General features: G+C 30.8%; 11 protein-coding genes and 1 riboswitch. Of the genes, 6 read left to right on the top strand and 5 right to left on the bottom strand.

All coding sequences use genetic code 11. The annotated features are described in order from the left end of the window. Window positions 1-316 precede the first annotated feature (316 nt). The 5 genes from B3040_RS15240 to B3040_RS15220 all read left to right on the top strand — a co-directional run bounded on the left by B3040_RS15240 (window position 317) and on the right by B3040_RS15220 (window position 5688). Entirely contained in the window at window positions 317-511 is a 195-nt protein-coding gene (locus B3040_RS15240; RefSeq protein ID WP_291574961.1) for a hypothetical protein, read from the top strand. A gap of 78 nt (window positions 512-589) precedes the next feature. After that, on the top strand, window positions 590-2587 hold the full coding sequence (locus B3040_RS15235) for a methyl-accepting chemotaxis protein (RefSeq protein WP_291574958.1): 1998 nt from the start codon (window positions 590-592) through the stop codon (window positions 2585-2587). Window positions 2588-2997: 410 nt separating this feature from the next. Further along, entirely contained in the window at window positions 2998-3246 is a 249-nt protein-coding gene (locus B3040_RS15230) for a cytoplasmic protein (RefSeq protein ID WP_291574956.1), read from the top strand. 392 nt (window positions 3247-3638) lie between these two features. Further along, on the top strand, window positions 3639-4472 hold the full coding sequence (locus tag B3040_RS15225; protein ID WP_291574954.1) for a CAP domain-containing protein: 834 nt from the start codon (window positions 3639-3641) through the stop codon (window positions 4470-4472). A gap of 226 nt (window positions 4473-4698) precedes the next feature. Then, a complete protein-coding gene (locus tag B3040_RS15220) occupies window positions 4699-5688 on the top strand; it encodes a sodium:calcium antiporter (protein WP_291574952.1) in 990 nt (329 codons plus the stop codon). A gap of 100 nt (window positions 5689-5788) precedes the next feature. On the opposite strand, the gene B3040_RS15215 is transcribed toward B3040_RS15220, so the two are convergent. The 5 genes from B3040_RS15215 to B3040_RS15195 form a co-directional block, all read right to left on the bottom strand. Then, complete coding sequence (locus B3040_RS15215; RefSeq protein WP_291574950.1) at window positions 5789-7039, bottom strand: homoserine dehydrogenase; 1251 nt, start codon at window positions 7037-7039, stop codon at window positions 5789-5791. 17 nt (window positions 7040-7056) lie between these two features. Continuing rightward, complete coding sequence (locus B3040_RS15210) at window positions 7057-7932, bottom strand: homoserine O-succinyltransferase (protein WP_291574947.1); 876 nt, start codon at window positions 7930-7932, stop codon at window positions 7057-7059. After that, window positions 7932-9221, bottom strand: coding sequence for an O-acetylhomoserine aminocarboxypropyltransferase/cysteine synthase family protein (locus tag B3040_RS15205; RefSeq protein WP_291574921.1), 1290 nt, complete (start codon window positions 9219-9221; stop codon window positions 7932-7934). The genes B3040_RS15210 and B3040_RS15205 overlap by 1 nt, the downstream gene beginning before the upstream one ends. Window positions 9222-9435: 214 nt before the next feature. After that, a riboswitch (SAM riboswitch) is annotated at window positions 9436-9547 on the bottom strand. Between the two features lie 455 nt (window positions 9548-10002). Beyond that, the gene (locus tag B3040_RS15200) at window positions 10003-10512 is read right to left on the bottom strand and encodes a ferritin (RefSeq protein WP_291574919.1); all 510 of its coding nucleotides are present in this window, start codon (window positions 10510-10512) and stop codon (window positions 10003-10005) included. Window positions 10513-11116: 604 nt separating this feature from the next. Then, a complete protein-coding gene (locus tag B3040_RS15195) occupies window positions 11117-11671 on the bottom strand; it encodes a biotin transporter BioY (RefSeq protein WP_291574917.1) in 555 nt (184 codons plus the stop codon). Window positions 11672-12123: 452 nt separating this feature from the next. Here B3040_RS15195 and B3040_RS15190 point away from each other — a divergent pair, with 452 nt between their 5' ends. After that, the gene (locus B3040_RS15190; protein WP_291574915.1) at window positions 12124-14136 is read left to right on the top strand and encodes a methyl-accepting chemotaxis protein; all 2013 of its coding nucleotides are present in this window, start codon (window positions 12124-12126) and stop codon (window positions 14134-14136) included. Window positions 14137-14487 lie beyond the last annotated feature (351 nt).

The raw sequence follows: 14487 nt of genomic DNA, 5'->3' as shown, positions 1-14487 counted from the left end.
TGAATTTTTAGAGAGTTTATATATAAGTTGAAACCTAATTATACAATTTATAATCATAAAGACAAATTAATACAAATTATAAGGATATATTACAAAAAAATGTATTTTGTAACTTTATATATAAACTTTTTGTAGAAATGAACGAATTATAAAAGTGCATAATAATTAGTGAAATTAAAAGTCACTTTAGAGTTAATAAAGTGGGAAATACAACTTATTTTATCTTCTTATTTTATTATTTTTATAAATAAATAGATGAAAATTAATACTAATATACAATAACTTTACCTGGGAAATAATTCAGAAAATTTGATTTATGGACAATGGTTGTTGTTTTGAACAAGATATTTCAATTCATGAAAAAATAAAGGTCTTTTTAAAAGATATCAAATGTGGTAATAATATTGAAATAATTGATAAATGTATTGTTGGGACAAACAGAACTGGCAACTTTCAATTGTTTAGTGAATTAAATTATATTATTTACAAAAAAGCTACACAAATAAAATAAAAAATATGTAATAATTTGAAAACATATGGTACAATATGGAGGAAAAAGTTAAAAATTGAGATTTGGGAGGAAGAAAAATTGAAAAAGAAAATGAGGATGAATATTAGGACAAAGCTGATGTTCAGTTTTATGGCAATATGTTTGATACCGCTAATTGCTTTGGGGGGTGCAACTTATGTTAGAGCACAACAAATAATTAGTAAAAAGCTAGAGGTTACTAGTTCACAAACCTTATTAGAGGTTAATAGAGGTCTTAGTAACTATTTTAATGCTATGTCAAACCAAGTAACAACTCTTGCAGGGAACTTTGACTTTGTTAATGTTGATGATAATCCAACATATATTGATTTTGCTAAGTCTTTACTAAAGGATGTCCAAGGTAGTAGTGAGGATATATCAAATATGTATTTTGGAACAGAATCAGGGAAATTTGCAATCTACCCAGAAGCAGATATGGGGAAGGACTATGATCATAAAAGTAGAGATTGGTACACTTTAGCAGTAGCTAAAAAAGGTCAGGTAGTTATTACTAATCCATTTAAAAGTGCATCTACAGGAAAAACTGTGGTAGCCGTTGCAAAGGCTATTATGAAAGAGGATAAACTTATTGGTGTAGTTGCTATGAATGTGAATTTAGAAAAGTTGTCAAGCTCTTTGGCAGAAATAAGGGTAGGGGATAGTGGCTATGTTTTTGTAGCTGATAGTAATGGAAAGATGGTAGCTCATAAAGATGCCACTTTAATTGGTGGAGATTCCCCAACTACTATAGCTATATGGGAAAAAGCAAAAGTTAATACTAGAGGTTTTGGAAATTACGAATTTCAAGGACACAAAAAGTTTGCCTCTTTTGATACTAATGAAGCAACAGGGTGGAAGTTAATTGCTCCTATGGAAGAAATGGAACTTATAAAAGATACAAATAGTATAAGGAATATGATAGTTTTAACAGTATTACTTGTTCTTGCAGTATCTATAGTAGTTTCATATATTATAAGCCAAGCGATGTCTTCTAATATCAACAAAGTAAGAAAAGCATTTGGTAAAGCATCAAGTGGAGATTTAACTGTGTCAGTACATATTAAATCTAAGGATGAGATACAAGCCTTAGGTGAAGAGTTTAACTCAATGATGGTGAATATATCCAGTTCCTTAAAAAGTGTAGATGCCTCATCAAAGGTAGTTTTAGATACTGCAACTAATTTAGCTGCAATGGCAGAAGAGACCACGGCATCCATAACTCAAGTATCACAAGCAGTAGATGAGATTTCTTCAGGAGCTACTAAACAAGCTCATAGTTCTCTTGAAGCAGTTACTAGTATGGAAGAGTTTTCACAGAGACTAGAAAGAGTTACTGAATCAGCACAGGAAATGGGGAATATATCAAAAAATACTCAAGAGCTAAGTTCTAGCGGATTAAACATGGTAAAAGAGCTTACAGAAAAATCTATGGAAACTAAAACATCTACTACAGAAGTAAGTGAAATAGTTGAAGATGTAAATAATAGTATGACACAAATTAATGCTATATCCGATACTATAGCTCAAATAACTGAACAAACTAATCTTTTATCATTAAATGCATCTATTGAAGCTGCTAGAGCTGGTGAATCAGGTAGAGGTTTTGCAGTAGTAGCTGATGAAATAAGAAAGCTTGCCGAGCAATCTAAAAATTCCACAGAGGAAATAAGAAGGATTGTAGAGGCTATTCAAAGTAAATCACAAAAGGCTGTTAAGGCAATTAACGGGACTGAAAACACGGTTTTAGAACAAGTAAATGTAGTAAATAAAACTGAAGAAATATTTAATGATATTATAAATGGAATTTTTATATTAACGGATAGGGTGGAAGAAATAAAAATATCTACTCTAGAAATCAATGATAAAAAGGACTCTATATTACAAGAAATTGAAAGTGTTTCTGCAATATCTGAAGAAACAGCTTCGGCTACTGAAGAGGTTGCTGCTTCCACTGAAGAGGTAAGTGCATCTATGGCTGAATTTACAAATTATGCGGAAGAATTACAAGGGCTTTCTCAAAAGTTAGAAGATGAAGTAGGTAAATTTAAACTTTCATAATAGAATGATTAAAGTAATATAAGCTAAAAGTTAGCAGGGAACAAAAATCCTTGCTAACTTTTAAATTTTTATAAAAACTATAAGGTAAAAGTATAGCAACTAGTATGCTGAAGTAAATTATGAAATTAATATTAAAGTATATAGAAACAAATTATAAAGTTAACAATTGCTTCAGTGTATAAAATATTTTAAGTTCTGTGAAAGAGAAGTGCTATAAGGCTAATAACCACTAATAATATGTAGAATTTCCAATACTTTCAGTATAAATTAAATCTCAAATTGGCACGAAGATTATAGTGAAATGACAATAAGTAAGTGGAAGTACTTAAATCAGCAATAAGTTTTTGAGTTTGATTTAATACTTGAGAGGAAATGAAATTATATTATTAAGGGGTAAAAGGAGAGTAGCAATGAGAACGATACAAGAAGCATCAAGACATTCTATATATAATAAAAAGAAGGTTGAAAAAAGTTCAGTATGTGGGTGTTATTATTGTTTAAAAATATTTAACCCAAAGGAAATTAGCTCGTGGATGGATGAGGGAAGAACTGCTAAATGCCCTCAGTGTGATATGGATAGTGTTTTAGGAGATGTATCTGGTTATGAAATAAATGTAGAAACCTTGCAAATACTAAAAGAATATTGGTTTGAAGACTAATAAAAAGAGGATAATAAAAGGGAAATGTATAGTATTTATGCTGTCAAAGAGTATATTAATCCTTGATATATATTAATTAGCTTCATTAAGATTATATGATTAAAACAATTCAATAAGTTGCAGGAATTAAAACTGATTTTTCAATTTTAAAAAAGATTTATCAAGAATAAAATTATAGTCACAGAAACAGTATAAAAAGGTTAATTAAACCACTATGGGTTATTGTGGGTTGAATATGAAAGTGATGGAAAAGGGTTGTTTTGGTACAAGCCTCATGTTATCATGTACACATCAGCAAGGAACTGAAGAAATAAAAGCTTCCAATTCTCAAATGGAGTAGTAATAGCACCATGGAAGTAAAAGCAAAATAAAAAATAAGGAGTTGTTGATTAATGATAACAAATAAGATACTAGCTTTAATTTTATCACTTTGTACAATAGGGGGAGCTACTGCAGGAACTGTTGCAAATAACAGCCAATTTATAAAGTTTCCGTTAGATTCAATTGTACAAAAAATAAGTCAGGGCAAAGTAAATAATGGACAAGTTATTGAAGTTCCAATAAATAATCCAACAGAAGGACAAGCACCTTCTACAGAAGCGCCAAAAGCAGAGGTGCCTGGAAATGTGGTAACTAAGCCAGAGACACCAAAAACTGAGATTCCAGGAACGGGAACTACAAAGCCTGAAGCACCAAAAGTTGAAACACCAAAAACAGAGGCACCAAAGGTGGAGAAACCAGTTACTAACCCAAGTACATCTACACCAAGTGGGGTACCAACAAATCCAAATAATAAGAGCTTTAAATATCTAGATGCGGTAGAAAAAGAAATTTTAACTTATGTGAATCAGGAAAGAACTAAGGCTGGACTTAAGCCACTAGCTTGGGAAGAAAACATGAGACCAATTGCTAGATATAAATCTAATAACATGCTTCAATATAACTATTTTGAACACAACACACCATCTCTAAATAATGCTAGCCCAATGGATTTAGCAACTAAATACTTCAAGTATAATACTAATGGATATGGTGAGAATATATTCTACAGTCAAGGTTACCCAGAAGCTACAACTACAGCTAAATACTTAGTTGACCAATGGATGAACTCTCCAGGGCACAGAGCAAATATCTTAAGTGCAAACTGGACAAAAATGGGTGCAGGAGTAGTATTCAGCAGCCAAGGTAACTATGTTTATGCAACACAACACTTTTCAACAAAGTAGTTAAAAGCTAATCAAATAACCTTGTTGATTATGGGTGGATGTAGGTAATTTAAATTATCTACATCCTTTTTCTTATATAGGAAAAGTAAATTCAGTTTTTTTATTGAGGTTTAATAATTTTAAGGGATATAAACATATGTTTTTTTATTAAATAAGTGTTTGTTTATTCATTTTTTTAGTACAAGTTCTATATATATAAGGTATGAGGTTTTTGGGGGGATAATATATGTGGAGTTTTATACTTTTAATAGCAGTAAACATAGGGCTTATTTTATTTTTTTGTCATATGTTTTCTAATAGTGTGGAAAATTTAGGGGAAAGATTAAACTTAGGAGATGGAGTTGTAGGAAGCCTTTTGTCTGCAGTTGGGACAGCCCTTCCAGAGACTATGATACCTATCATTGCAGTACTAAGTAATAAACCATCAGGAAATGGGATAAGTACAGGTGCCATTTTAGGAGCTCCCTTTATGTTATCAACCTTAGGTTTTTTAGTTACAGGACTTGCAGTGTTTTTTTACTCTTTTATTAATAAAAGAACTATAAAAATAAATGCGGATAAAAAAATATTTTCAAGAGATTTTTCTTTTTTTATAGTTGCCTATTTAGCCACAATCTTAATTTCAATTACAAAAAATAGATCGATTTTTTATTCTGGAGCTATGTTTTTGATACTACTATATTTTATTTACATAGTAAAGACTCTTAAACACCAAGGAGTTAAGGAGGCAGGGACGCCTACACTTATGTTAGGTAGAGTTATCAGAAATAATGGGATTATAGCAATCATACTTCAATTGATGCTATCTCTTATAGGTATAGTATTAGCTAGTGAGGAGTTTGTGGATAATATTAATAGAATATCAAGCACTTTGGGTATAGCTTCCTTTATTTTATCGATGATAATATCACCAATAGTAACGGAATTACCAGAGAAGTTTAATTCTATAATGTGGATAAGAAGTAGAAAAGACAATTTAGCTCTTGGAAATATCACTGGGGCCATGGTGTTTCAAAGTACTATACCAGTTGCTTTTGGTCTTGCAGCAACGAACTGGGCTCTAAATATTACTTCTCTTTTTATAATGACTCTTACTCTAATTTCAGCTTTAATACAATATCTATACTTGGAGATGAAAGAAACTATTAGCCCTTTTATGCTTATGTTAAGCGGATTACTATATGGTATTTTTATTTATTTTATTATTGTACCTTAGAACAATTTGAACTTATTTATTATTTAATAATTCCCTCCTGAAGAGCTAGGAGGGAATTTATTTATATTCGTAATTTGAGCTATAGCCTCATAATACTATGCTATGCTTTGATTTCAATATCTTCCTCAAGCCTTACATAGCAGCTACTTTTATACATGAATTTTAGGCACTGAATATTTTCTTCTAATTCTATTAAAGAAAGCTTCTCTGTAAAAAGGATTATATCTTTATCGTAACTTAAGACTTTTTTAATCCAAGATTTTTCCTCTAAGGCTTTTACAAGGGTGACTTTGTAATTATAATTATATGGAGAAAGTCTCACATAATACTTTGAAGCTACATGTTGGATAGTTACTGTAGAGTCTAATTTTTTAGATAAAAGATTATCATGTTTATAGGATTCCCCTAGAATATCTATGACATCACATATTATTGCATTTGCAGTAGGATTTTTACCGGCTCCTTCTCCTACAAATTGAAGCTCTCCCACAATGTTTCCAGTTACAGATATAAGGTTACAAGCATTTTTAATTTTGGAGAGTGATGAGTCATTTTTCATTAAAACAGGTTCTACAGAAGCTGATACCCTATTGTTAGAATTAATAGCCTTTCCTAAGAGTTTAACTGTGCAATCCATTGTTTTAAATATAGACATATCAAAAGAGGTTACATAATCTATTCCTCGACAAGTAATCATTTCCTCTGATACTTGTTTTTTAAAGGCTATGGATGAAAGTATTGCAAGCTTTCTTCTCACGTCATAGCCCTTTATATCATCACTAGGATCTGTCTCTGCGTATCCTAACTGTTGTGCCAAAGTTAAAGCACCTTCAAAGGTTAAGTCATTATCATTCATTTGTGTTAAGATGAAGTTACTTGTACCATTGAGAATTCCTTTTACTTCTTTCATTTCATTAAAGGCAGAGTGGTGTTTTAAAGGTTTAATAATTGGAATTCCACCACCTACACTAGCTTCGAAGAAAAATCCTTTATGATTTTTTTCAGCTAAGACTAATAAGCTTTTAAGATGCTTTGCTACCACAGCTTTATTTGCTGTGACTACATGTTTACCTCTTTCTAAACTTTCTACTAAAAAAGTATAGGCTGGGTTAAAACCACTAATAGCTTCAATTATAATGTCTATTTGGGGATTATCTACAACCTCTCGAAAGTTATCAGTAAAAAGTTCTTTAGGAACTTTAGAATTTCTTTTTTTACTTAAATCTTTTATTAAAATCTTACTAATAACAACCTCTTCATCGGTATGATTTTTAAGAGCTTTGTAATTTGTAATTAATTCATAAACTCCAGAACCAACAGTTCCAAAACCTAGTAGACCAATATTTATCATAAAAAAACTCCTTTCTATTATAGTTTGCTAATGACCTTAAGCCAATTTTTAAAAAATAGCAGAGAATCCTCCATCCAGATATAGTAGGGAAGAAGATTGCTTGAATAGTTTTTAGGAAATATAGGGTCTAAGCCTTTGGAAATATCCCTTTTATATTCGTTTATTAGGGTTTTAGGTTGGTATTCCCAATGACCAGTTAAAAAGATTTGTTTATAATCCAAGGAGGCTATACAGTGAGCTCCAGCTTCTTTTGAAGAAATTAGAACTTGAAGCCTTTCAATATTTTCTATACAATAACTATCTGTTAAAAAGTATCTTGAATGGGGAATCCATAGATTTTTTTTAAAGTCTTTTAATAATAAGTTCTGTTTCCTTTCAACATAACAGGGATAAACTCCAAAAATTTTTTTGCTTACTAACTTTTTAGGTAAGTCATAATGATAGTATAGACCAGCAATAGATGCCCAGCATATGTGAATAGTAGATTTAACTTTAGTCTTTGAAAATTCCATTATGTATTTTAGTTCAGCCCAATAATCTATATCTTTAAAATCAACTTTTTCCAAGGGGGCACCAGTTATAATTAACCCATCATAGCTGAGATGTTTAATGTGAGAAAAAGTACTATAAACATTACATAAATAATCTATAGATGTATTCTTAGTCTTATGAGTTTCAGGGTATAAAAAGGTTACCTCAACAAAAAAGTATGGGCTATCTAAAAGTTTTAGTATTTGTAGCTCTGTCTCTATTTTATTAGGCATGAGATTTAAAATAGCTATTTTCAAAGTGTTTGTAGGATGTTTTTTAAAATCCTTCTTATATAATAAGCTTATATTTTCTTTTGTTAGTGATTCACAAGAAAGCAAAGCATTATCCAATATAATTGGCACTATATTTCCTCCTTAAGGGAGTCTAAGCCTTGAGCAAAGTCATTTATTATATCTTCAATGTGCTCGATACCAACAGACACTCTTATTAAATCACCATGTACTCCTGAGGCAGCAAGTTCCTCATCACTTAGTTGCCTATGGGTAGTGCTGGCAGGATGAATTACAGAAGTTCGAACATCACCCAGATGTACAACCAATGAAGCTAGCTTTAGATTTTCAATAAGTTTCTTTGCAGCAGCTCTTCCTCCCTCTACACCAAAGGTAACAATACCACTTCCACCTAAGGGAAGATATTTTTCTGAAAGTTCAAAGCTAGGATGATCCTCTAATTTTGGATAGTTCACCCAACTAACCTTAGGGTGGGTAGATAAAAACTTTGAAAGGTTTAGAGCATTGCTACTGTGTCTTTCCATTCTAAGAGTAAGGGAGTCTAAGCCTAAATTTAATAAAAAGCCATTAAAAGGACTTAATGAAGGTCCTAAGTCACGAAGAAGATGAACTCTTGCCTTAGTTATATAAGCTAGGTTTTTAAATTCTTTCACATAAGAAAGTCCATGATAGCTTGGATCTGGCTCAGTAAGTTCTGGGAACTTACCATTGCACCAATTGAAATTTCCTCCATCTACAATTACCCCGCCAATACTAGTGCCATGGCCATCAATATATTTTGTGGCTGAATGAACAATGATATTTGCACCATGTTCAAAGGGATTACAAAGAACTGGAGTTGGAAAGGTGTTATCAACTATTAATGGGATTCCTAAAGTCTTTGAGATATAGGAAAACTTTTCAAAATCTAATAACTTTAAACTAGGATTACTAATGGTTTCAGCAAAAATAGCCTTAGTATTTTCTTTAGCATAAGATAAAATTTCACTTGCTGGCAGGTCTGGATTTATAAAGGATACCTCAACTCCAAATTTTTTTAAGGAAGAAGAGAATAGGGTAAAGGTTCCACCGTAAAGAGTGGAAGCCGCTAATATACTATCACCTGAACTGCAAATATTAAGGATAGATAACAAGGTAGCAGACTGACCAGAAGCTGTTGCTAAAGCACCAACGCCTTTTTCTAGTGCAGCAACCTTTGATTCAAAGGCTTCTACTGTTGGATTACTGATTCGTGAATACATATGACCAGAAGTTTTTAAATCAAAAAGTTCTGCCAAGTGGTCTGGATTCTCATATTTATAAGTTGTACTTTGAACTATAGCGGGTATTCTTGGCTCACCAACCTTTGGTTTATATCCTCCTTGAACACATATAGTTTCTTTTTTCCATGAATTAATCATTTATAAATCCTCCTTTAATAATAATTTTCTTTACTCGTAAAAGACTTAAATCGAAGCAACACCAAGTGATTGATTGCAATAAAGTACTTCTACTTTCAGTTGCTTAAGGTGCCTTCTAGATAAGAAAAACTTTCATCTTGAAGGCTATAAATTAAAAAACCACTTCTTAAACATAAGAAGTGGTTTTAGTTTACAAAAAATCCATAAAACACAGTTCTTATCTTTCAGCCTTTAGGCTGCAGGAATTAGCACATTTCCATATATGTTAAATATATGGTTGTTGCCGGGTTTCATAGGGCCAGTCCCTCCACCACTCTAAATAAGAATGACTATATTAAATTTTAATGGTAGCTAAATTATGATATTTTTAGTGACTTATGAAATATAGATATCTTCACAAAACAATAAGTATTATTTTACCTATACAAATCACAATGATTTAAAGAAGTTCCATTGACTTAACAATGTATTTTTCCCTTTGAGTTACACATACCATTCAAAGAAAAAAACAAACATATCAACAAATATAAGATATGAGTATTATTTGACTAAAATAAAAAACCTTCTCAACGAAGTTAAGAAGGTTTATATCTCTAAAAATATAAGCAATTTCCCTCTTATCGTTGTTAGCTGAACCACCTTACTTTTGTAGGTTGGTATAGGGTCAACGAGCTAACTCTCTACCCTAACTCATAATAAGTACTTTAATTATTTGTTATTATAAGAATATCATGGTAAATAATTCATGTCAATACTAATGTTATTATTGAATTAAAAATTATTATGGAGCTACAGGAGGTACAAAAGTCCTTGTAGCAAGTTCAGCATCTAGAGAATAAAGAGCATGAGGATCATTTTCAATTCTTTGAAGTTTTTTAATTATATTGCCAACTGTAGACATTTCTTCCACTTGCTCATCAATAAACCACTTTAAAAAGCTGATAGTTGCATGTTCTCTTTCTTCTGTAGCAATATCCATCAGGTTATAGATTCTATCTGTTACAGATTTCTCATGCTCTAAGGTCACATTGAAGGAATCTAAAATTGAGTCATATTCGTTTCTAGGTTCACCAATAGCCTCAAAATTGATTCTTCCATCCATTTCTTTTATAAAATTGAAAAATTTCATAGCATGGAATTTTTCTTCCTCTGCTTGAACTGTGAAAAAGTTAGTAAATCCGTCTAAATCTTGAGATGCACAGTAGCCTGCTAGAGCTAAGTAAACATGAGATGAATAAAATTCATAGTTCATTTGCTTGTTAAGTTCGTTGAATAATCTTTCGCTTATCATTATGTAATCCTCCTATACATTTAATTTATTTATAATTTATGTATTTAGAAATAACTCAAATATTTGCCAAAGTAAGTTATCTCATTTAAAGTAAAGTAGAAAACAAAAGCTTTAGGTTTGTGTAGGTTTTATAGGTTACATTTATAATTTCCAACTATATTATATACATTAAAATCACATATAAACAAAATAATAAATATTTCAGTATTTTGTAATACGTAGTTTTACTTAATGAAAACATCCATTATCCATTGATAAAAGTATTAGATAAAATTAAGTAAGTTTATGAAGATTTTAAGTATTAATTTTGGATTCTCTAAAATAAAGAAAATATATAAATGCAAAGTTACTTTAGTCTTGTGATAACCATAAATTGTTTTATTGTAGGTATATATCACATAAATACAATATAGTATTTACTATATGATACCATATAATTAATTTTTTTCAAGTAATAGCTATTATTGTTTACTTGTTGTTATTTTCTATATAAAAAATCAGAATTAATAAGAGTGATATCTTAATAATTCTGATTCTAAATACAAGAGTGAAATTGCTAGTCAACTTTATATTGTAAAATTTTATCTTTTATAAAAAAAATGTGTTATATAGTAGTGGAAGTTCGAGAAAGTCTTCTTATTAATTGTTTACCAAGGGCTACTGAAATAATAGCTTTTACAGCATCTCCAGGAATAAATGGTATACAAGCCATCTTCAAGGCTCCATAAAAGGTTATACTTTTACCCATATAAGAAGTAAAGATAAAGTAAAAATAAGGTACTCCAATGATATACATTAATAAACTGCCTACTGTCACAGCAATAATAAGATTACTATAAGATTTATGTTTTTCAGTTATTTTACCCACAATATAGGCTACTAATATAAAGGATAATAAGAAACCAAAGGTTGGATGAAATATTGAATCAAAGCCACCACTTCCTCCAGAGAAAATAGGTAGTCCAATTAATCCAAGAAGTACATAAGTGATTTGAGATAAGGCACCAACTTTACTTCCTAAGATAATGCCAGATAGTATAACCATAAGGCTTTGCAAGGTTATAGGTACAGGCCCTATGGGGATAGAAATGTAAGAACTAACTGCAGTTAATGCAGCAAATAATCCAGCTAAAATTAAATCACGAGTTGAGAGTTTCATTTAAATACCTTCTTTCAATAATTATTCTTGCAATAAATAAACTAAAAATCAAAGTAATAAAATATATAATGGCAAAAGCACACTGAAATTATATATTTAAAACCAAAGCAAGGTTTTAAGTAACAGTAAGATTAACATAATTGTAAACCTGTAATACATAAGCAGTTTACAATTATGTTAGCATAGGTGATAAAAAAAGTCAAAGGTTATAAAATTTATTTAATAGAGGCAGTGTTTTACTATAAAAGTATAGATAATAAGATCTATTTTAGAGGTAATAGCCTTATTAAGGGCACGTATGAAAAAAATACCAGCAAAAAAATACAAAATTCGACTAAACCCCTATTAATATATGATTTCTTCTTACGATAAATATATAAAGCAAATTACTTTTGGTTTACAGGTAATTAGTTCTTATAAATGATAGAAAACTTTCTAAGGGGGAAGTAAAGATGAAAAAGGAGAAAAATAATAGTAAGCTTGGTGTTAAATCGGTTCGTGTCAAGCTTATTAGTAGCTTTTTAGCTATTTGCTTAATTCCATTAGTTGCGCTTGGTATTTTTACCTATGCTCAATCCTACTCTATTCTAAGTAAAAAGTTGGAGGTAACCAGTGCACAAACATTGGGAGAAATTGATCGAGGCTTATCCAATTATTTTTCAGCTATGTCTAATCCGTTAGATATTTTAGCAATTAACTATAATTTTACTAACTATAATACTGCACCAGAATCGGATAAGTATATTAATCTTTTTCTAGAAGATACTCAAATTTCAGATTCTAATATCACCACCGTGTTTTATGGAACTGAAACTGGAAATCTTTTTCTTTATCCAAAAGCAGAATTACCAGCTGGATTTGATGCAAGAACAACTGATTGGTATAAAGCATCTGCTAGTAAAAAGGGTGAAGTGACTATAAGCCCACCTTACTTAGATAAAGCTACAAAGACTTATATAGTAACCTTATCTAAAGCTGTGGAAGTTGAGGGTAAAATAGTTGGAGTAGTTGGTATGGATATATCTCTTCAAAAGTTATCAGAAGGTTTAGCAGCTATGAAAGTTGGGGATCAAGGGTACGTAGCTGTAAGTGATGATAAGGGGATTATGATATCACATCCTAAAAAAGAATACATTGGAACAGATATAATGAAAAAACAGAGTTTTTGGGGTGAAATGGAAGTAAATCCAAGTGGATTTGCAAGGTATGAACTTGATGGGGTAAGAAAATTTGCGGTTTACAAAACTAGTGAGTTTACGGGATGGAAAATGGTTGCTACCTTAAGTGAAAGTGAACTTTCAGCAGATACAAATAAAATTTTATTTGCAATTACCATTGCTGTATTAATAGTAAGTGTTCTAGTAATAGTATTATCAGTATTTTTAAGTAATGGTATAGCTGGAAATGTGAAAAAGATACAAGCGGTAATTGAAAAGGCATCTAGTGGAGATTTAACTGTAAGTGTAGATATTAAATCAAAGGATGAATTTAATATTCTAGGAAAAGCTTTTAACAAAATGATAGAAAATATATCGTCACTAATGAAGAATGTAGGAACCTCTTCAAAAGATGTATTAGAAACAGCAAGTAACTTAGCTGCTATGTCAGAACAAACTACAGCAGCGGTTCATCAGGTAGCTCAAGCTATGGATGAAATAACTATAGGAGCAACAAAACAGGCTGAAAGCACACTTCAGGGTGCAACGGATATGGAGGATTTATCTACCAAACTTGATATAATATCTGAATCTACAAAAAACATGGGACAAATATCTTCAGATACTGAAAAGCTAAGTAGTACTGGACTTACTATGGTTGAGGAGCTAATGGATATATCAAGTGGAACAAAAACTTCTGCTTTAGAGGTAGGGAAGTTAGTAAATGATGTTAATAATAGTATGGTTCAAATTACAGCTATATCTGATGTTATATCTGGAATTACAGAACAAACAAATTTACTATCCTTAAATGCATCCATAGAAGCTGCAAGAGCAGGGGAGTCCGGAAGAGGTTTTGCAGTAGTGGCAGATGAGATAAGGAAGCTAGCAGAGCAGTCTAAAAACTCTACTGAAGAGATAAAACACATAATTAATGAAATCCAACATAAATCTATAGCTGCTGTTAAAGCTATGAATGAAAATGAAATTGCAGTTAATAATCAAACAGAAGTAGTAAAAAAGACTAAGGAAATATTTGATAATATTATTAATGGCATTTTTGCACTGACAGATAAGGTTGGGGAAGTTCAAAAATTTATAGAGGACATACAAGATAAGAAGGAAAATGTAGTAGGTCAAATAGAAAATATTTCTTCTATATCAGAGGAAACTGCCTCAGCAACTGAAGAGGTTTCAGCTTCAACCGAGGAAATCACAGCTACGATGAATGATTTTACTCAATATGCTCAGGACTTACAAGAATTATCAGAGAAACTAGAACAAGAAATAAATAATTTTAAAATTTAATAAAAATAACCATGAGATTAATCTCATGGTTATTTTTATTAAATTAATGAAGGATATACAAACTTATCCTAGCGTATCAGTATTTAAAATAATAAGGAATTCATAGGTATTTAATGAAATCTATGAATAATATCTCGTAATATGGGTAAAATGAGGAATGGGATGAAATATTGCTGATATAATAACATTTGTCGCTGAGATGCGGCAAAGTAATTGTCCTGAACTTTAGAATAAATAATTAGTTTGAAAAGAACTTAATTAATTGTTGACAATAGTTTAGAATGATGATAAGATAGTAAAAGTCATCACTTAACAAGTTTAAAGTGGTGAAGTGATGAAGTGGTCTTTGAA

This window comes from Clostridium sp. UBA4548 (genome assembly GCF_002387895.1).
Classification (GTDB): Bacteria; Bacillota; Clostridia; order Clostridiales; family Clostridiaceae; genus Clostridium_J.
The sequence above is the reverse complement of the archived record's forward strand: the minus strand, read 5'-3'. Positions and strand labels throughout refer to the sequence as shown.

Coding starts and splice junctions, on each gene's coding strand:
- B3040_RS15200 (WP_291574919.1), bottom strand. CDS start 10,512: ATGATAAGCGAAAGATTATTCAACGAACTTAACAAGCAAATGAACTAT.
- B3040_RS15195 (WP_291574917.1), bottom strand. CDS start 11,671: ATGAAACTCTCAACTCGTGATTTAATTTTAGCTGGATTATTTGCTGCA.
- B3040_RS15205 (WP_291574921.1), bottom strand. CDS start 9,221: ATGATTAATTCATGGAAAAAAGAAACTATATGTGTTCAAGGAGGATAT.
- B3040_RS15225 (WP_291574954.1), top strand. CDS start 3,639: ATGATAACAAATAAGATACTAGCTTTAATTTTATCACTTTGTACAATA.
- B3040_RS15220 (WP_291574952.1), top strand. CDS start 4,699: ATGTGGAGTTTTATACTTTTAATAGCAGTAAACATAGGGCTTATTTTA.
- B3040_RS15240 (WP_291574961.1), top strand. CDS start 317: ATGGACAATGGTTGTTGTTTTGAACAAGATATTTCAATTCATGAAAAA.
- B3040_RS15215 (WP_291574950.1), bottom strand. CDS start 7,039: ATGATAAATATTGGTCTACTAGGTTTTGGAACTGTTGGTTCTGGAGTT.
- B3040_RS15190 (WP_291574915.1), top strand. CDS start 12,124: ATGAAAAAGGAGAAAAATAATAGTAAGCTTGGTGTTAAATCGGTTCGT.
- B3040_RS15230 (WP_291574956.1), top strand. CDS start 2,998: ATGAGAACGATACAAGAAGCATCAAGACATTCTATATATAATAAAAAG.